14 protein-coding genes are annotated in these 18,201 nt (G+C 70.0%); 7 read left to right on the top strand and 7 right to left on the bottom strand.

Annotation, left to right across the window (positions count from 1 at the left end; translation table 11 throughout):
• Positions 1 to 77 precede the first annotated feature (77 nt).
• From ACZ6MZ_RS10820 to ACZ6MZ_RS10790, 7 genes are all read right to left on the bottom strand, one after another.
• A complete protein-coding gene (locus ACZ6MZ_RS10820) occupies positions 78 to 1,148 on the bottom strand; it encodes an ABC transporter permease (protein WP_469351089.1) in 1,071 nt (356 codons plus the stop codon).
• Positions 1,145 to 2,680, bottom strand: a complete 1,536-nt coding sequence (locus tag ACZ6MZ_RS10815) for a sugar ABC transporter ATP-binding protein (protein ID WP_389784938.1) — start codon at positions 2,678 to 2,680, stop codon at positions 1,145 to 1,147. The genes ACZ6MZ_RS10820 and ACZ6MZ_RS10815 overlap by 4 nt, the downstream gene beginning before the upstream one ends.
• A 275-nt stretch (positions 2,681 to 2,955) precedes the next feature.
• A complete protein-coding gene (locus ACZ6MZ_RS10810) occupies positions 2,956 to 4,137 on the bottom strand; it encodes an ROK family transcriptional regulator (protein ID WP_389784936.1) in 1,182 nt (393 codons plus the stop codon).
• 345 nt (positions 4,138 to 4,482) lie between these two features.
• Positions 4,483 to 5,160 carry a GntR family transcriptional regulator gene (locus ACZ6MZ_RS10805; RefSeq protein ID WP_384181410.1) on the bottom strand — a complete coding sequence of 226 codons (678 nt, stop codon included), beginning with the start codon at positions 5,158 to 5,160 and terminating at the stop codon, positions 4,483 to 4,485.
• Positions 5,161 to 5,253: 93 nt separating this feature from the next.
• Positions 5,254 to 6,201, bottom strand: a complete 948-nt coding sequence (locus tag ACZ6MZ_RS10800) for a beta-ketoacyl-ACP synthase III (protein ID WP_384181408.1) — start codon at positions 6,199 to 6,201, stop codon at positions 5,254 to 5,256.
• 114 nt (positions 6,202 to 6,315) lie between these two features.
• Positions 6,316 to 6,462 carry an MFS transporter small subunit gene (locus ACZ6MZ_RS10795; RefSeq protein ID WP_384336889.1) on the bottom strand — a complete coding sequence of 49 codons (147 nt, stop codon included), beginning with the start codon at positions 6,460 to 6,462 and terminating at the stop codon, positions 6,316 to 6,318.
• On the bottom strand, positions 6,425 to 7,786 hold the full coding sequence (locus ACZ6MZ_RS10790; protein WP_384181406.1) for an OFA family MFS transporter: 1,362 nt from the start codon (positions 7,784 to 7,786) through the stop codon (positions 6,425 to 6,427). The genes ACZ6MZ_RS10795 and ACZ6MZ_RS10790 overlap by 38 nt, the downstream gene beginning before the upstream one ends.
• A gap of 184 nt (positions 7,787 to 7,970) precedes the next feature.
• On the opposite strand from ACZ6MZ_RS10790, the gene ACZ6MZ_RS10785 reads away from it, so the two are divergent.
• From ACZ6MZ_RS10785 to ACZ6MZ_RS10755, 7 genes are all read left to right on the top strand, one after another.
• Positions 7,971 to 8,948: a 2-dehydropantoate 2-reductase gene (locus ACZ6MZ_RS10785; RefSeq protein WP_384181404.1), complete on the top strand. Its 978-nt coding sequence runs from the start codon at positions 7,971 to 7,973 to the stop codon at positions 8,946 to 8,948.
• Between the two features lie 116 nt (positions 8,949 to 9,064).
• On the top strand, positions 9,065 to 10,990 hold the full coding sequence (locus tag ACZ6MZ_RS10780; RefSeq protein WP_469351085.1) for a molybdopterin oxidoreductase family protein: 1,926 nt from the start codon (positions 9,065 to 9,067) through the stop codon (positions 10,988 to 10,990).
• 6 nt (positions 10,991 to 10,996) lie between these two features.
• Positions 10,997 to 12,877 (top strand): NAD(P)H-dependent oxidoreductase subunit E, encoded by a 1,881-nt coding sequence (locus tag ACZ6MZ_RS10775; RefSeq protein ID WP_469351084.1) that lies wholly within the window; start codon positions 10,997 to 10,999, stop codon positions 12,875 to 12,877.
• The gene (locus tag ACZ6MZ_RS10770) at positions 12,874 to 13,731 is read left to right on the top strand and encodes a 2Fe-2S iron-sulfur cluster-binding protein (protein WP_384181398.1); all 858 of its coding nucleotides are present in this window, start codon (positions 12,874 to 12,876) and stop codon (positions 13,729 to 13,731) included. The genes ACZ6MZ_RS10775 and ACZ6MZ_RS10770 overlap by 4 nt, the downstream gene beginning before the upstream one ends.
• A 24-nt stretch (positions 13,732 to 13,755) precedes the next feature.
• Positions 13,756 to 14,595, top strand: coding sequence for a formate dehydrogenase accessory sulfurtransferase FdhD (fdhD, locus tag ACZ6MZ_RS10765; protein ID WP_384336893.1), 840 nt, complete (start codon positions 13,756 to 13,758; stop codon positions 14,593 to 14,595).
• Between the two features lie 825 nt (positions 14,596 to 15,420).
• On the top strand, positions 15,421 to 17,220 hold the full coding sequence (locus ACZ6MZ_RS10760; RefSeq protein WP_389784925.1) for an AMP-dependent synthetase/ligase: 1,800 nt from the start codon (positions 15,421 to 15,423) through the stop codon (positions 17,218 to 17,220).
• A gap of 103 nt (positions 17,221 to 17,323) precedes the next feature.
• On the top strand, positions 17,324 to 18,154 hold the full coding sequence (locus ACZ6MZ_RS10755) for an aldo/keto reductase (RefSeq protein ID WP_469351082.1): 831 nt from the start codon (positions 17,324 to 17,326) through the stop codon (positions 18,152 to 18,154).
• Positions 18,155 to 18,201 lie beyond the last annotated feature (47 nt).

Below are 18,201 nucleotides of genomic sequence, written 5' to 3'. Positions count from 1 at the left end.
TCAGACCCTTCGATCGAGCGGTGCGTCGGAAGCGGTGCGTAGGGAAGCGGTACGAGGTCGGGCCCCGGGCTACGAGGTCAGCCCTCGCCGTTGCGCGCCGTGCGGCGCTGGACCAGTACGGCGGCGACGATGATCGCGCCCTTGGCGATCTGCTGGACGTCGCTCTGCAGGTTGTTGAGCGCGAAGATGTTGGTGATGGTGGTGAAGATCAGGACACCGAGCACGGAGCCGACGATCGTGCCGCGACCACCGCTGAGCAGGGTGCCGCCGATGATCGCCGCCGCGATGGCGTCGAGCTCGTACAGGTTTCCGTTCGTGTTCTGTCCGGAGCCGGAGAGCACGATCAGCATGAAGGCCGCGATACCGCAGCACAGACCGGAGAACAGGTACAGATACAGCCGCTGCCTGCGGACGTCGATACCGGCGAGCCGGGTCGCCTCCGCGTTGCCGCCGACCGCGATCGTGCGGCGGCCGAAGGTCGTACGGTTCAGCAGCAGCCAGCCGACCACCGTCACCACCGCGAAGATGATGACGAGCGGCGGGATCCCGAGGATGTACGACTCACGGGCACCGAGGTCGAGCACCGACTTCAGGGTGACGATCTGCGTGCTGCCATCGGTGATCAGGAGGGCCAGACCACGGGCGGACGCCATGATCGCGAGGGTCGCGATGAAGGGCGCCATGCCGCCGTACGCGATCAGCACTCCGTTGACCAGACCACAGGCCAGACCCACGATGATCGCGGTGAACAGGATGCCGGCGAAGCCGTACTCCTGGGTCGCCAGCGTCGTCGCCCACACCGAGGCCAGGGCCACGATCGCGCCGACCGACAGGTCGATGCCGCCGCTGGTGATGACGAACGTCATGCCGACGGTGACCACACCGATGATCGACGCCTGGGTGAGGACCAGCTGGAGGTTGTTGGTGTCCAGGAACTGTTCGGGCTTGGTGATACCGCCGACGACGATCAGGGCGGCGAGCACGCCGAGCAGCGAGAGGGTACGGAAATCGAGACGCAGCCCGAGCGGCGGCCGGCCCCCGGAACCTCCCGGCGTCTTTCCGGCGGGCTCGGTCCGCGGTATGGATACGGCGTCGGCGGGTGCGGCGTCGGGCCCGCCCTGCCGTGCCTCGGAGGCAGGCTGTTTCATGGCGTCGGACTCCCGTCCATCACAAGGTCGAGTACACGGTGCTCGTCCAGCTCCTGGGCCGGTGACGTATGGACGACACGGCCCTCCCGGAGCACCAGCACCCGGTCGGCGAGGCCAAGGACCTCGGGGACCTCGCTGGAGACGAGAAGTACGGCGAGGCCGTCGTCGGCCAGCCGGCGGATCACGGAGTAGAGCTCGGCTCGGGCGCCGACATCCACACCGCGGGTGGGTTCGTCGAGGAGCAGCACCCGGCAGCCGCGCAGCAGCCAGCGGGCCAGGACCGCCTTCTGCTGGTTGCCGCCGGACAGGGTGCGGATGATCGCGTCGGGGTTGTCGGGACGCAGGGAGAGTTCCTGGGTCGCGGCCCTGGCGGCCTTGCGCTCGGCGGCGCTGTCGAGCCAGCCGCCACGGGAGAACCGGGACAGCGACGACACCGACACGTTGCGGGTGACCGACTCGATGAGCAGCAGGCCCTGGGCCTTGCGCTCCTCGGGTGCGAGGCCGAGGCCGGCGCTTACGGCGGCGCGGACGCTGCCGGGCTTCAGCTCCTTGCCGTCGACCAGCACCCGGCCCGCGCTGGGCTTGCGGGCCCCGTAGATCGTCTCCAGGATCTCGGAGCGTCCCGAGCCGACGAGCCCCGCGAGGCCGACGATCTCGCCGGCCCGCAGTTCGAGGTCGACCGGGGCGAACTCCCCGTCCCTGGCGAGCCCTTCGACCCGCAGTACGGGCTCGGCACGCGGGGCGCCGTCCGCCGTGGCGGGCCGCTCGGGGAAGACGTACTCGACGTTCCGGCCGGTCATCAGCGCGACGACCTCGCTCGTCGGGGTCTCCTTCGCGGGCAGGGCGACCGCCACGGTCCGGCCGTCCTTGATGACGGTGACGCGGTCGCCGATGCGCCGGATCTCCTCCAGCCGGTGGGAGATGTAGATGACGGCCACACCGTCGGCGGTGAGTGTGGCGACGGTACGGAAGAGGTTGTCGACCTCGTCGGGGTCGAGGGCCGCGGACGGCTCGTCCATCACGATGAGACGTACGTCGTGGGAGAGCGCGCGGGCCATGGACACGATCTGCTGCTGGGCGGCGGAGAGCGAGCCGACGGGCCGGTGTGCCTGGATCTCGGGGTGGCCGAGCCGCTTGAGCAGCGCGGTCGCCCGGGTCCTGGCCTCGCGGCCCCTGACCACGAAGCCGGCGGTGGTCGGCTCGTGCCCGAGGAAGACGTTCTCGGCGACCGACAGGCCCTCGACGAGGTCGAGTTCCTGGTAGATGGTCGCGATGCCGAGCCGCATGGCGGCGATGGGCGACTTGAGGGTGACCTCTTCGCCGCGCCAGATGATCACACCGTCGTCGGGCTGGTGGGCCCCGGCGAGCACCTTGATGAGGGTGGACTTGCCGGCGCCGTTCTGGCCGAGCAGGCAGTGGACCTCGCCTGCCTCGACCTCCAGGTCCACGCCGTCGAGGGCGCGGACGCCCGGGAACGACTTGGTGATGCCGGACATGGTGAGCAGAAGACTGTCGGGTGGTGCGGGTGCCATGGCGTATCCCCTCGGCGGATGCGGCCGTTGAGCGGGCAGGGCAGAACAAGGGAAGGGGTGGAACTGAGGCAGGGCGGGACCAGGTGCGGCGGAGCTGTCGTACGGATGCGGTGATACGGTCGTACGGGTGCGGTGAAGCGGCTCGTGCAGGTGGTGCGGCTCGTGCGGATGGTGCGGCTCGTGCGAGTGGAGCGGGTGGTGCGGGTGCTGCGTCTCGTGCGGGCGGTGCGGGGTGGTGCGGTGGTGCCTGGTGGTGCGGTGGTGCGCTACCGGCGTCAGGCCGGTGAGAACAGGTGGTCGCTGATGAGCCGGGCGGCGCCGGTGACTCCGGCGGCCGGGCCCAACTCGCCCAGGACGATGGGGAGATTGCCGGTGGCCAGCGGCAGTGACTGCCGGTAGACCTGGGTACGTATGCTGGCCAGCAGCGTGTGGCCGAGGCCGGTCACCCCGCCGCCGATCACCACGAGACCCGGGTTGAAGAAGCTGACGAGTCCGGCGATGACCTGCCCGACCCGGTTTCCGCCGTCGCGGATGAGATCCAGCGAGGTGGGGTCACCCGCGGCCGCGGCCGCGGCGACATCCACCGCGCTCAGCCGGCCGGGCGTCTCCAGCCGGGCGGCCAGCTCGGGCGAGCGTCCGCTGCGGGCCGCGTCGTCGGCGTCGCGGGCGAGCGCGGCGCCGCTGAAGTAGGCCTCCAGACAGCCCCTGTTGCCACAGGCGCAGGCGCGGCCGTCCGATTCGACCTGGATATGGCCGATGTCGCCGGCGCTGCCGGTCGTCCCGCGGTAGACCTCGCCACCGACGACGATGCCGCAGCCGATACCGGTACCGATCTTCACGCAGAGGAAGTCGCCCACGGAGCGTGCGACGCCCGCGTGCTGCTCCCCCATCGCCATCAGGTTCACGTCGTTGTCGACCATGACCGGGCAGCCGAGCTCCTGGCTGAGCGCCTCCCGTACGGGGAAGCCGTCCCAGCCCGGCATGATCGGCGGCGCGACCGGGACACCCTCGGGGAACCGGACAGGACCGGGCACCCCTATCCCGGCTCCGTCGAACTCGTCGGCGAGCCCGGAGACCTTGAGCTTGGCCGCCATGGCGAGCACCTGCTCGAAGACGGCGACCGGACCTTCGCGGACGTCCATGGGGTGGTTGAGGTGCCCCAGTACTTCCAGCTCCGCGTTGGTCACGGCCACATCGATGGAGGTGGCGCCGATGTCCACACCGAGGAAGCGCAGGGCGGGCGCCAGCCGGATGTTGTGGGAGCGGCGTCCGCCGCGCGAGGCGGCGAGTCCGTCGGCGACCACGAGTCCGGTCTCCAGCAGCCGGTCGACCTCCACGGCGAGCTTGGAACGGGAGAGATCGACCTGATCGCCCAGCTGCGCACGGGAGTTGGGGCCGCCGTCGCGCAACAGCCTGAGCAGTCGCGCCTGGTGCGCGTTCGCGGGTCGTGCGGTCATACGTCTCACGCGCCCTCCCCGCCTTCTCGGCTGTTTTCCTTCGGCTTTCGAGGGAACGTAGCAGCGCTTGACCGCAGTGGGAAGAAGTTGCGCGGGAATCTGCCCCAACTTTCTCCACGCCGAGGACAAAGCTGTTTCCAGGCATGGCTTTTAGGGTGAAATGTTCCTACTGTCCGGCTGAAGGGAAACGGACGGCATTCGGCCACGGCGGCGGCTCCACCCGGGCACACCGGGGGTCCACACACCGCGGCCCGCACCGCCGGCCCCGCGGGGGGTCACCGGAGGGCAGCGGTGTGCCTTCCGGGTGGGGCCGGGGAGCGGGCCGGTGGGTCGCGACGACCCCGGTCAGGACCGTTCGCGCTGGTGATAGGTGGTGCGGGTGTGCTCGGTGTGCCCCTTCATGACCTCGGTCGCGCGCCGCTCGTCCCGCGCGGAGATGGCGGCGATCAGCTCCCGGTGCTCGATCCAGGACTGCTTGCCGCGCTGCCGGGCGACCGGGGTGTAGTACCAGCGGACCCGGCGGTCCACCTGGGCGGCCAATTCGGCCAGCACGATATTGCCCGCCAGCTCCATGACCTTGGCATGGAAGGCGGCGTTGGTGGCGACGGTCAGATCCACGTCGTCGTCCGCCACCGACTGCTCGCCCCTGGCGCACAGCTCCTCCAGGGCGGCGATCCCCGCCGTGCCGGAGTTGGCCGCGGCCAGCCGGGCGGCCTCCGCCTCCAGGAGCGTGCGGACCGACAGCAGCTGGTCCGCCTCGTCCTCGGTCGGTTCATGGACGAACGCGCCCTGGGCCGGGCGCAGATCGACCCAGCCCTCGGTGTTGAGGCGCTGGAGCGCCTCGCGCACCGGCTGCCGGGACACCCCCAGATGACCCGCGAGCTCGCTCTCGACCAGATGCTGGCCCGGCTGCAGCGCCCGGGTCGTGATCAGTTCGAGCAGCGCCTCGTACACACGCTCGCGCAGTGGACCCGGTCGTTCGAGCTTGGGCACGGCTCCCTGCGCCAGTTTTGCAGACAACATCGCGGTCCCCCTCGTGGCCGACAGTGCCAATGACTGTAGCGATCAGATCAAGACATTGGCTATCGTCTACAGTCTACCGGGAGGCCGCACGGTTCACGGGCAGCGGATGACCTGACCCGCGTAGGAGAGGTTTCCCCCGAACCCGAAGAGCAAGGCCGGTGCCCCGGACTCGACTTCGCCGCGGTCCACCAGCTTGGACAGCGCCATCGGAATCGACGCGGCGGACGTGTTGCCGGAGTCCACCACATCGCGGGCGATCACCGCGTTGATGGCGCCGATCTTCTGGGCGACGGGCTCGATGATCCGCAGATTCGCCTGGTGCAGCACGACCGCGGCCAGCTCCTCGGGGGCGACCCCGGCCCGTTCGCAGACCTTGCGCGCGATCGGCGGCAGCTGGGTGGTCGCCCAGCGGTAGACCGACTGGCCCTCCTGGGCGAACCGCGGCGGGGTGCCCTCGATCCGTACGGCGTGTCCCATCTCCGGCACCGAGCCCCAGAGCACCGGGCCGATGCCCGGCTCCTCGTCGGGACCGGTCGCCACGACGACCGCCGCGCCCGCGCCGTCGCCGAGGAGAACGCAGGTGGAGCGGTCGGTCCAGTCGGCGATGGCAGCCATCTTGTCGGCGCCGATGACCAGGACCCGGGACGCGGAGCCCGCCCGTACGGCGTGGTCGGCCGTGGCGAGCGCGTGGGTGAATCCCGCGCACACGACATTGAGGTCCATCACGGCGGGCGAGCCCATGGAGAGCCGGGCCGCGACCCGGGCCGCCGTGTTCGGCGAGCGGTCGATCGCGGTGGAGGTGGCCACCAGGACCAGATCGATGTCCCCCGGGGTGAGGCCGGCCGCGGCGAGCGCCTTGGCGCCCGCGTGCGCGGCCAGCTCGTCGACCGGCTCGTCCTCCCCCGCCACATGGCGGGTCTTGATCCCGACCCGGCTGCTGATCCACTCGTCGCTGGTGTCGACGATGGCCGCCAGGTCGTGGTTGGTGAGCACCTTGGCGGGCTGATAGTGCCCGAGCGCGGCGATACGAGTGCCGGTCATGCCCGGGACCCCCTCTGTTGTCGACGTCAGGAGTCCTCCAGTCTCGTCAGCGACTCACCCGTATGGGGACAGGAAAACCAACAGGATTCGCACGCGCCGCTTGGAGACTCCGCATCATCTGGTGAACAGTTGTGCGGCCTTGAGGACCAGCTCGTACACACCGTACGCGAGTGGGATGCCCACCCAAAGCCACGCGAAGACGATCAGACCGGTACGCCGGGACTCAGGCGGGGCGCTGCTGCTCGTTGGTGATGTGGTCATCGACTGCCTTCCTCGGAGCGGGGATGTGGTGGCGCGGGTTGACGGGCCTGACCAGCTCATTGGCGACAAAGCCGACGACCAGCAGGCCGATCATGATGGTGAACGAGAGTCCGTACAGCCCTGAGCCGCTCCGGCCCGCCTCCTCCTGGCTGTCCGCGACCCGGTTGACGATCAGGGGGCCGAGCACGCCGGCGGTGGACCACGCGGTGAGCAGCCGGCCGTGGATGGCACCGACCTGATAGGTGCCGAAGAGGTCCTTGAGGTAGGCCGGGATGGTGGCGAAGCCGCCTCCGTAGAAGGAGAGGATCACCAGCGCGCAGAGGACGAACAGCGGCTTGGAGGAGTCGCCGAACTGTGAGATCAGCAGATACATCAGGGCGCCGACGCCGAGGTACACGCGGTAGACGTTCTTGCGGCCGATCAGGTCGGAGGTGGAGGACCAGCCGATCCGGCCCGCCATGTTGGCGGCGGAGAGCAGGGCGACGAAGCCGGCCGCCGCGGAGACGGAGACGGGGGTGTCCGTCTCCGCGAAGAAGTCGGTGATCATCGGGGCGGCCTTCTCCAGGATCCCGATGCCCGCGGTGACGTTCATGCACAGGACGACCCACAGGCACCAGAACTGCGGGGTGCGCACGGCCGACCTGGCCGAGACCTGGGCGGTGGAGACCAGCGAACCCGCCGGTGCCTCCGGCGCGTCGGGGGCCTTCGCCGGCCTGCCGGACGGCCGGGGGACGCGGACCAGCAGGACGCCGAGTGACATGAACACCGCGTACACCAGGCCGTGCACCAGGAAGGCCAGCGCGATGCCGTCGCTGCCGGTCCCGAACGACTCCAGCATCTGGGCGGACCACGGCGACGCGATGAGCGCGCCGCCGCCGAAGCCCATGATGGCGATGCCGGTGGCCATGCCCGGCCGGTCGGGGAACCACTTGATCAGGGTGGAGACGGGCGAGATGTAGCCGATGCCGAGACCGATCCCGCCGACGAAGCCGTAGCCGAGGACGATCAGCCAGTACTGCTCGGTCGCGGCGCCGAGCGCGGCGATCAGGAACCCGGAGGAGAAGCAGCACAGGGCGACGGTCATCGCCCAGCGCGGCCCGTTGCGTTCGACGAGTGTGCCGCCGAAGGCGGCCGAAAGGCCGAGCATCACGATGCCCAGCTGGAAGGGGAGCGCGCTCTCGGTGCCGGTGAGACCGAGCGCGGATTCGAGTGGGGGTTTGAACACGCTCCAGGCGTAGGCCTGGCCGATCGACAGGTGCACCGACAACGCGGCGGGGGGTACCAGCCAGCGGCTCCAGCCGGCGGGGGCGAGAGGTGGGGTCATGGTCGCGAACTCTAGGAACCGGTCGACCGGTTGGGAAGATCTACAACGGAGTTTGCCGACTGCATACCGAACGGGAGCCTTGTCGGCCAGAACTACATACTGTAGACAATATATCGTCGACACAGAGTGGGCATCAGGTGTGACCCTTCCTCGGTCCCCCTCAAACCGAACGGAGAGCCCCACGGTGAAAGTCGCAGTTGTCGGTGCCGGTGCGATCGGCGCCTATGTCGGAGCCGCTCTCGACCGAGCGGGCGCCGACGTCCATCTCATCGCCCGTGGACCGCATCTGGCGGCCATGAGGCAGCACGGAGTCCGGGTGTACAGCCCGCGCGGTGACTTCACCGCGCGGGTGCACGCCACCGACAGACCGGAGGACATCGGTCCGGTCGACTATGTGTTCCTGGGGCTGAAGGCGAACTCGTACGCGGCGTGCGGGCCGCTGATCACGCCTCTGTTCCAGGACAGTACGGCGGTCATCGCCGCCCAGAACGGCATCCCCTGGTGGTACTTCCACGGCCACGGCGGTCCGCACGACGGGCAGCGCGTCGAGAGCGTCGACCCGGGCGGCTCGGTCAGTGCCGTGCTGCCGCCCGAGCGCGCGATCGGCTGCGTGGTCTACGCCGCGACGGAACTGGAGGGGCCGGGCATCGTCCGGCATCTCGAAGGGACCAGGTTCTCCATCGGGGAGCCCGACCGCTCGGTCTCCCCGCGCTGTCTGGAATTCAGCGATGCCATGCGGGCGGGCGGTCTCAAATGTCCCGTCGAGGCCGACTTGCGCAATGACATCTGGATCAAGCTCCTCGGCAATATCTCCTTCAACCCGATCAGCGCCCTCACCCGGGCGACCATGCGGGAGATGTGCCTGCACCGCTCCACCCGCCAGGTCATCGAGCTGATGATGGCGGAGACGCTCCAGGTGGCGGAGGCGCTGGGCTGCCGTCCCGACATCTCCATCGAGCGCCGGCTCGCCGGCGCGGAGCGGGTCGGCGACCACCGGACCTCCACACTCCAGGATCTGGAGAAGGGCAAGCCGCTGGAGCTGGACGTGCTGCTCACGGCCGTCGTGGAACTCGCCGCGATCACCGGCGTGCCGGTGCCGACGCTCCGCACGGTGGACGCGATCTCGGATCTGCTCGCCCGTGGCGTGGCCGCGGCGGCCTGATCCCGCCCTCCGAGGGGCGGGTACGCGTCATATCCCGTACACGGGGTTCCGCTGCGTACCCGCCTACAGAATACTGTATGCAATGGGCGCGTCATCACTCCCGAGGAGAGCGCAGCGTGAAGAAGCGAGACCGAACACCGAAGACATATGCCCGCATCACGTATCCGATGGTGCGGGACGAGAAGGGCGGCCCGCTGCGGCGGGCGACCTGGGACGAGGCGCTGGACCGGGCAGCGGAGGGCCTGCGCGCCGCGCGCGGCGCGTTCGGGATGTTCTCCTGCGCCCGCGCCACCAATGAAATGAACTATGTGGCGCAGAAGTTCGCGCGGGTGGTGATGGGCACCAACAACGTGGACTCGTGCAACAGGACCTGTCACGCGCCCAGTGTGGCCGGCCTCTCCGCGGTCTTCGGATCCGGCGGCGGCACCTCCTCGTACGAGGAGGTCGACCACACGGATCTGATCCTGATGTGGGGCTCCAACGCCCGCTTCGCCCACCCGATCTTCTTCCAGCATGTGCTGCGGGGCATCAGGAACGGCGCGCGGATGTACGCCGTCGACCCCCGCCGTACCTCCACCGCGGAATGGGCCGAGAGCTGGCTCGGGCTGAACGTCGGCACCGACATCCCGCTGGCCCACGCGGTCGGCCGCGAGATCATCCACGCGGGGCTGCACAACACCTCCTTCATCGAGCGGGCGACCACCGGTTTCGAGGAGTACGCCGCCGAGGTCGAGCCCTGGACGCTCGCCGTGGCCGAGAAGGTGACGGGTGTGCCGGCCGAGGCGATCCGCGGCCTCGCCCACGCCTACGCCCGCGCCGAACGGGCCCAGCTGTGCTGGACGCTGGGCATCACCGAGCACCACAACGGCACCGACAACGTACGGGCGCTGATCAACCTCTCGCTGCTCACCGGGCATGTCGGCCGGTACGGCTCCGGCGTGCAGCCGCTGCGCGGCCAGAACAACGTCCAGGGCGGCGGCGACATGGGGGCCATCCCCAACCGGCTGCCCGGCTTCCAGGACATCCTGGAGCCCGCCGTCCGGCGGAAGTTCGAGACCGCGTGGGACACCGTCATCCAGCCCCGGTACGGGATGACCCTTACCCGGATGTTCGAGGCGATGGAGTCCGGCGAGCTCAAAGCCGTCTACTGCATCGGCGAGAACCCCGCCCAGTCCGAGGCCGACAGCGAGCAGGCCGTCGAACGGATGAAGCAGCTCGACTGTCTCGTCGTGCAGGACATCTTCCTCACCAAGACCGCGGAACTCGCCGATGTGGTGCTGCCGGCCACCGCCGCGTGGTGCGAGACCGACGGCACCACCACCAACAGCGAGCGCCGGGTGCAGCGGGTGCGCAAGGCGATCGAGCCGCCCGGTGAGGCGCGTGAGGACATCGACATCATCTGTGACCTGGCGGGCCGGCTCGGCCACGCCTGGAAGTACGCCGACGCGGAATCCGTCTGGAACGAGCTGCGTTCGGTCTCCCCCGACCACTTCGGCATGACGTACGAGCGGCTGGCGGAGCATCAGGGAATCCAGTGGCCCTGCCCCGAGACGGACCGGCTCGAACCCACCTATCTGCATGGCCGGCTCTGGGAGGCGGACCCCGCCAGGCGCGGCCCGCTCGCGCCGTTCGGCCTCGTCAAGCACGACCCGCCGGTCGATCTGACGGATGATCAATTTCCGATCAGACTCACCACCGGACGCCGGCTGGACTCGTACAACACCGGTGTGCAGAGCGGGAGTTTCGCCTCCCCGCTGCGTCGCGGCGAGTATCTGGAGCTGTGCCCGGAGGACGCCGAGCGGTACGGCGTGTCGGTGGGCGAGGAGGTACGGATCAGCTCCCGGCGCGGAACGGTGCAGGCGCCGGTCTGGGTCGATCCCGGGCTCCGTCCCGGCCTCGCCTTCATGACCATGCACTTCCCGGACGAGGTGGACACCAACCAGCTGACCATCGAGGCCAATTGCCCGATCGCGGGCACCGCCGAGTTCAAGGCGTCCGCGATCCGGATCGAGAAGCTGCCTGTGGCAGCCGTCAGGAGCTGAGACGCAGTGGACCTGCACTTCGGTGACAGCAAGCCGACCGACGAGGAACGGGCGGCGGTCGACGCGCTGCTCGGCCCGCCGACGTCGGCCTGGGAGGGCGCGGACGACCGTACGGACGCGGATCTGCGCTGGGCACGGGGCGGCCGCGAGGCACGTGAGCGGCGCGATCTGCTGTTGCCGGGGCTGCACGCGGTCAACGACCGGGTCGGCTGGATCAGCGAGGGCGCGCTGGACTACCTCTGCCGGCGGCTCACAGTGCCGCCGGCGGAGGCCTACGGCGTGGCCACGTTCTACGCGATGTTCGCCGTCAAGCCGCGCCCCGCGAAAGTGCTGCACGTCTGCACCGACCTGGCCTGCGCGAGCCGCGGCTCCACGGCGCTCTGCGCGGATCTGGAGGAACGCCTCGGGGCGGCGGGCTCGGCCTCGGGAGGCGTCGTATGGCAGGCGAGTCCCTGCCTGGGCCTGTGCGAGCGGGCCCCTGCCGCGCTGGTGATCCAGGCGGGCGCTCCCGCCGACGCGGCCGGCGCGGCGGCGGAGCCGGCATCGCGGCGGTACGCGACGGCTGTCATCGCGCCCGCGACCGCCGAGTCGCTCGTCCACGCGGCGGCCGCGCCCGAGGAGGCGCCCGGGGAGCCGGCCGCCGTGATGGCCGTACCGCAGGCGGGGCAGCCGGGGCTGACCCTGCTCGGCCGTGTCGGGGTCGTCGACCCGTACAGCATCGACGACTACCGGGCGCACGGCGGGTACACCGCCCTGCGGCGGGCCTTCGACATCGGTCCCGCCGCGGTCATCCGGGAGGTCACGGACGCCGGCCTGGTCGGCCGCGGCGGCGCGGCGTTCCCCACCGGGCGCAAATGGCAGGCCACCGCCTCGCAGCCGGACCACCCGCACTATCTGGTCTGCAACGCCGACGAGTCGGAGCCCGGCACCTTCAAGGACCGGGTGATCATGGAGGGCGATCCGTACTCCCTGATCGAGGCGATGACCATCGCCGGGTACGCGGTCGGCGCGCGGCGGGGCTACCTCTATCTGCGCGGTGAGTACCCGCGCGCCCTGCGCCTGCTGCGGCACGCGATCGACCAGGCGCACGCCCGCGGACTGCTGGGGGACGACGTCCTCGGCCAGGGGTACGCCTTCGACATCGAGATCCGCCGCGGCGCGGGCGCCTACATCTGCGGTGAGGAGACCGCGCTGTTCAACTCCATCGAGGGCTACCGCGGCGAGCCGCGCTCCAAGCCCCCGTTCCCGGTGGAGAAGGGCCTGTTCTCCAAGCCGACCGCCGAGAACAACGTCGAGACGCTGATCAACGTGCTGCCCATCCTGACGCACGGCGCGCAGGCGTACGCGGCGATCGGCACCGGCGGGTCCACCGGACCCAAGCTGTTCTGTGTCTCCGGGAACGTCGAGCGCCCCGGTATCTACGAGCTGCCGTTCGGCGCGACCCTCGGCGAACTGCTCGATCTGGCCGGCCCGTCCGCCACCACGCGGGCGATCCTCCTGGGCGGCGCCGCGGGCGGCTTCGTACGGCCCGACGAGCGGGACATCCCGCTCACCTTCGAAGGGACCAGGGCGGCCGGTACGACGCTGGGATCCGGCGTGGTGCTGGTCCTCGACGACACCGTCGAGCTGCCGCGGATCCTGCTCCGTATCGCCGAATTCTTCCGCGACGAGTCCTGCGGACAGTGCGTGCCCTGCCGGGTCGGCACCGTCCGGCAGGAGGAGGCGCTGCACCGGATCGTGGACCGTACCGGCGCCGCGGCCGCCGACGACATCGCGCTGCTGCGTGAGGTCGGGCGAGCTATGAAGGACGCCTCGATCTGCGGTCTGGGACAGACCGCGTGGAACGCCATCGAGTCCGCCATCGACCGTCTGGGGGCCTACAAGTGACCGCCGTACCTCTGCAACCGCCCCGCCGCCTGATCGAGTTCACGCTCGACGGCCAGGAGACGCGGATCCCCGAGGGCGCCACCCTCCTCGACGCCTGCCGGGCGGCGGGCAAGGACATCCCGACCCTCTGCGAGGGCGACACGCTCACGCCGAAGAACGCCTGCCGGGTGTGTGTCGTCGAGGTCGAGGGCGCCCGTACCCTCGCGCCGGCCTGCTCGCGCCGCGCCGAGGCGGGCATGGACGTCCGCACGGACACCGAGCGCGCCCGGCACAGCCGGAAGATCGTCCTCGAACTCCTCGCCTCCTCGACGGATCTCTCGACCACCCCGAGGGCCGCCGAGTGGATCAAGGAGTACGAGGCCGAGCCGGCCCGCTTCGGCCCGGACGCGGCCCGGCTGAACGAAGAGCCCAAGATCGACAACGATCTCTATGTCCGCGACTACGACAAGTGCATCCAGTGCTACAAGTGCGTGGACGCGTGCGGCGAGCAGTGGCAGAACTCCTTCGCGATCTCCGTGGCGGGCCGCGGCTTCGACGCCCGTATCTCCACCGAGCACGACGCGCCGCTCACCGATTCGGCCTGTGTCTACTGCGGCAACTGCATCGAGGTCTGCCCGACCGGAGCGCTCAGCTTCAAGTCGGAGTTCGACATGCGCGAGGCGGGCACCTGGGACGAGTCGGTCCAGACGGAGACCACCACGATCTGCGCGTACTGCGGTGTTGGCTGCAATCTGACCCTGCACGTACAGGAGAATGAGATCGTGAAGGTCACCTCGCCGCACGACAACCCGGTGACCCACGGCAACCTCTGCATCAAGGGCCGCTTCGGCTTCCAGCACGTACAGCAGCGCTGATCGACACGAGTAGGACTGATCACCATGGGACGGGTCACCGAGCGCCGCCGCACCATCCGCATCAGGGACGGATCCGTCACGACCCGGCCCGACACCCTGGTCGCCGAAGAACCCCTGGAAATCCGGCTGAACGGCAAGCCGCTCGCCATCACGATGCGCACCCCGGGCGACGATTTCGCGCTCGCGGCGGGCTTCCTGGTGAGCGAGGGCGTGCTCGCGGCGGCCGCCGATGTGCGGTCCATCGTGTACTGCGCCGGCGCGAAGGACGACGGCTCCAACACGTACAACGTGGTCGACGTACAGCTCGCGCCCGGCGTGCCCGTCCCGGACATCACGCTGGAGCGCAACGTCTACACGACCTCCTCGTGCGGCCTGTGCGGCAAGGCCAGCCTGGACGCCGTACGGACCACCGCGCGTTTCCCGATCAACGACACTCCCCCGGTCCGGGTCGAGCCCGCACTGCTCTCCAGCCTCCCCGACCGGCTGCGGGCGGCACAACAGGTCTTCGAACGGACCGGGGGGCTCCATGCGGCCGCCCTGTTCTCCGAGGACGGCGAAATGCTGGACATCCGGGAGGACGTCGGCCGCCACAACGCGGTCGACAAACTGGTCGGCCGCGCGCTGCGACAAGACCTCCTGCCGCTCTCCCGGGCGATCCTGCTGGTCTCGGGCCGCGCCTCCTTCGAACTGGCACAGAAAGCCGTGATGGCGGGCATTCCCGTCCTGGCAGCAGTGTCGGCACCGTCGTCGCTCGCCGTCGACCTCGCCGCGGAAACAGGGCTGACGCTGGTCGGCTTTCTCCGCGGCCCCTCCATGAACGTGTACGCGGGCGATGAGCGGATCGCCCTGCACACCGGGGTCTGACTCGTCCCCGCTGCACGGGAAAAGGGCCCGGCCGACGGGGAGCGCCCCCTGCGTCGGCCGGGTTCCGACTCCCCCTTTTTTTTGGGGCTCGGTTCGCCTCCGGGGCGCTTTATGCCCCTGTCGACAGTCGACCGTGCTCGGCCCCTCGTACCTCGGGGCCTGTGCGCGCTCTCCTTTTCGACAGCGGCGCGCCCCTTCGGCTCACTCGCCGGCGGTCGGGGAGACGGGCGGTCGTCACACGGGAGGAGCGGCCCTCGTGCCACGGGCGCGCGTGTCCCCACCTTCCCCAGGCGGGGCCGAGCGGGCTGGTGGGCCACCGGCGGGAGGGGGGTGGGGGCGCAGGAGGTGTGTGTCCGGACGTAAAGCGTGATTTGTCGGCGCACACAAGCCGCACCCGACAAACGAGCCGCACGGCGCCGTAAATCATGCAGTCCGGACACACACCTCCGGAGCCGCCGACCCCCGCACCACGACAAACGGCCCCGCACCCGAACCCCCGCCGGACGCCGAACCGCGACACGCTCCGCGTACGTTCGGACACCACCCGGCAACGGAAAACCCGCAGGTCCAGACCAAGATCCCTGGCCCGCGTGACAACGTCGTACGGGTTTGGTGGAGATTCCCCCGCGACGAACCTACCCTTCGGTCAGAAGTGTGCCCGGCCCTCGCCGATCCGGTCTCGTTTCAGGCGCTGACCTGTGGTGATACGGCTCTGCTCCGGCGCCGTGCACACTCTCCCGCCGGGCCCCGCCGTGGGGTACCGTCACCGGCGCTGTGCGGAGCGCCACAAGGAGCAAGTCATTGCGCGAGTTCACCGTCCCCCCCTTGGCCGCTGCGCCCCCCGTCGGTGGGCTCGCGGACGCCGTGTTCGATCATGCCCTCGACGACCCGCGCCGTATCGCGCTCGGCCGTAAGGACAAGGAGGGCCGCTGGCGGGACGTGACCTCCGCCGTGTTCCGCGACGAGGTGCTCGGTCTGGCGAAGGGGCTGCTCGCGCACGGCGTGCGGTTCGGGGACCGGGTCGCGATCATGTCCCGTACCCGCTACGAGTGGACGCTCTTCGACTTCGCGATCTGGGCCGTCGGCGCCCAGTCCGTGCCGGTCTACCCGACCTCCTCCGCCGAGCAGGTCTACTGGATGCTGCACGACGCCGATGTCTCGGCCTGTGTGGTCGAGCACGAGGACCACGCCATGACCGTCGGCTCGGTGATCGACCGGCTGCCGCGGCTCGGGCGGCTGTGGCAGCTGGACGCCGGCGCCGTCGAGGAGCTGCTCGGTGCGGGCGCCGGCATCGACGACGACGTGGTGCACCGGCACAGGAAAGCGGTGACGCCCGACTCCGTGGCCACCGTCATCTACACCTCGGGCACCACCGGCCGCCCCAAGGGCTGTGTGCTCACCCACGCCCATTTCATGTTCGAGGCGGACACGGTGCTCAACCGCTGGGAGCCGGTCTTCCACACCAAGTCGGGTGACGAGGCGTCGACGCTGCTCTTCCTGCCGCTGGCGCATGTCTTCGGACGGATGGTCGAGATCGCGGCGGTCCGCGGCCGGGTGAAGCTGGGCCATCAGCCGGCCCTCCAGGCGAGCGCCCTGCTGCCCGATCTGGCCGCGTTCCGGCCGACATTCATCCTGGCGGTGCCGTACATCTTCGAGAAGGTCTACAACGCCGCGCGCCGCAAGGCGGAGAAGGACGCCAAGGCCGGGCCCTTCGACAAGGCCGTCGAGGTGGCGGTGCGCTACGCGGAGGCGATGGAGCACCGGGCGTTCGGAGTCGGGCACGGGCCTTCCCCCGCGCTGCGCGTGCAGCACCAGTTCTTCGAGAAGGCCGTCTACAGCAAGGTCCGCGACGCGATGGGCGGCCGCGTACGGCACGCCATGTCCGGCGGCTCCGCGATGGACCGGCGGCTCGGGCTGTTCTTCGCGGGCGCGGGCGTCATCGTCTACGAGGGGTACGGACTCACGGAGTCGTGCGCGGCGGCCACGGCCAACCCGCCCGAGCGCACCCGCTACGGCACGGTCGGGCAGCCGATCCCCGGCACCACCGTGCACATCGCGGAGGACGGCGAGGTGTGGCTGCGCGGCGGCCAGGTCTTCGCCGGCTATCTCAACGATCCGAAGGCCACCGACGCCGTCCTCCAGGACGGCTGGCTCGCGACCGGCGATCTGGGGGCGCTCGACGAGGACGGCTATCTGACCATCACCGGCCGGAAGAAGGAGATCCTGGTGACCTCCGGCGGCAAGAGCGTGTCTCCCGGGGCCCTGGAGGAGCGGGTACGGGCGCATCCGCTGGTGTCGCAGTGCATCGTGGTCGGCAACGACCGGCCGTACATCGCGGCGCTGGTCACCGTGGACCAGGAGGCCGTCGAACACTGGCTGTCCGTCCAGGGCAAGCCACGGCTCAAACCCGCCGAGCTGGTGCGGGATCCGGATCTGGAGATGGAGGTCAGGCGTGCGGTGGTGGCCGCCAACACGGCGGTGTCGCAGGCCGAGTCGATCCGTACGTTCCGGATCCTGGCGCATCCCTTCAGCGAGGAACACGGGCTGCTGACGCCGTCGCTGAAGCTCAAGCGCAAGGCGATCGAGGCCGCCTACGCCGTCGAGGTCGACGCGCTCTACCGTTGAGGCGGCACCGCCGGCGCCCGACGGACATGGTGGCGGGAATCCGTCCGCCCTCGTGATCGTTGTACGACGGAGAAGCAACCGACGACGTTAGGATCGACCGCCCGTGAGCAAGGTCCCCACCCTCACTCTCAACAACGGCATCGAAATGCCCCAGCTCGGCTTCGGTGTCTGGCAGGTGCCGGACGACGAGGCGGCACAGGCCGTCGGCACCGCCCTGGAGGCCGGCTACCGAAGCATCGACACCGCCGCCATCTACGGCAACGAAGAGGGCACGGGCAAGGCCATCGCCGCCTCAGGGACACCCCGTGAGGATCTCTTCATCACCACCAAGCTGTGGAACAGCGAGCAGGGGTACGACTCCACGCTGCGCGCCTTCGACACCTCGCTGGAGAAGCTCGGCCTGGACTATGTCGATCTCTATCTCATCCACTGGCCGATGCCGGAGGCCGGCACCTATGTCGACACGTACCGGGCGTTCGAGAAGATCCACGCGGACGGCCGGGCCAGGAGCATCGGTGTCTCCAACTTCCTTCCGGCGCACCTGGAGCGGCTGATCGGCGAGACCTCCGTGGTCCCGGCGGTCAACCAGATCGAGCTGCACCCGCAGCTCCAGCAAGGCGAGTCCCGTGCCTTCCACGCGGAGCGCTCCATCCTCACCGAGGCCTGGTCGCCGCTGGGCCAGGGCAAGGGTCTGCTGGAGGTTCCGACGGTGGTGGCCATCGCGCGGAAGCACGGGAAGACCCCGGCCCAGGTGGTGCTGCGCTGGCACCTCCAGCTGGGGAACGTGGTGATCCCCAAGTCCGTGACCCCGTCCCGGATCCGGGAGAACCTCGACGTGTTCGGCTTCGAGCTGGACGCCGACGACCTGGCGGCGTTCGCCGCGCTCGACGAGGGCAAGCGCATCGGCCCGGACCCGGCGACGGTCAACCGCTGACGCGAGCGGGACCGGCGGTTCGGAAGACCCGACCGGACACCGCGTCA

The sequence above is a fragment of the Streptomyces sp. NPDC042201 genome (genome assembly GCF_055582185.1).
This window is presented reverse-complemented; position numbering and strand designations above follow the sequence as displayed.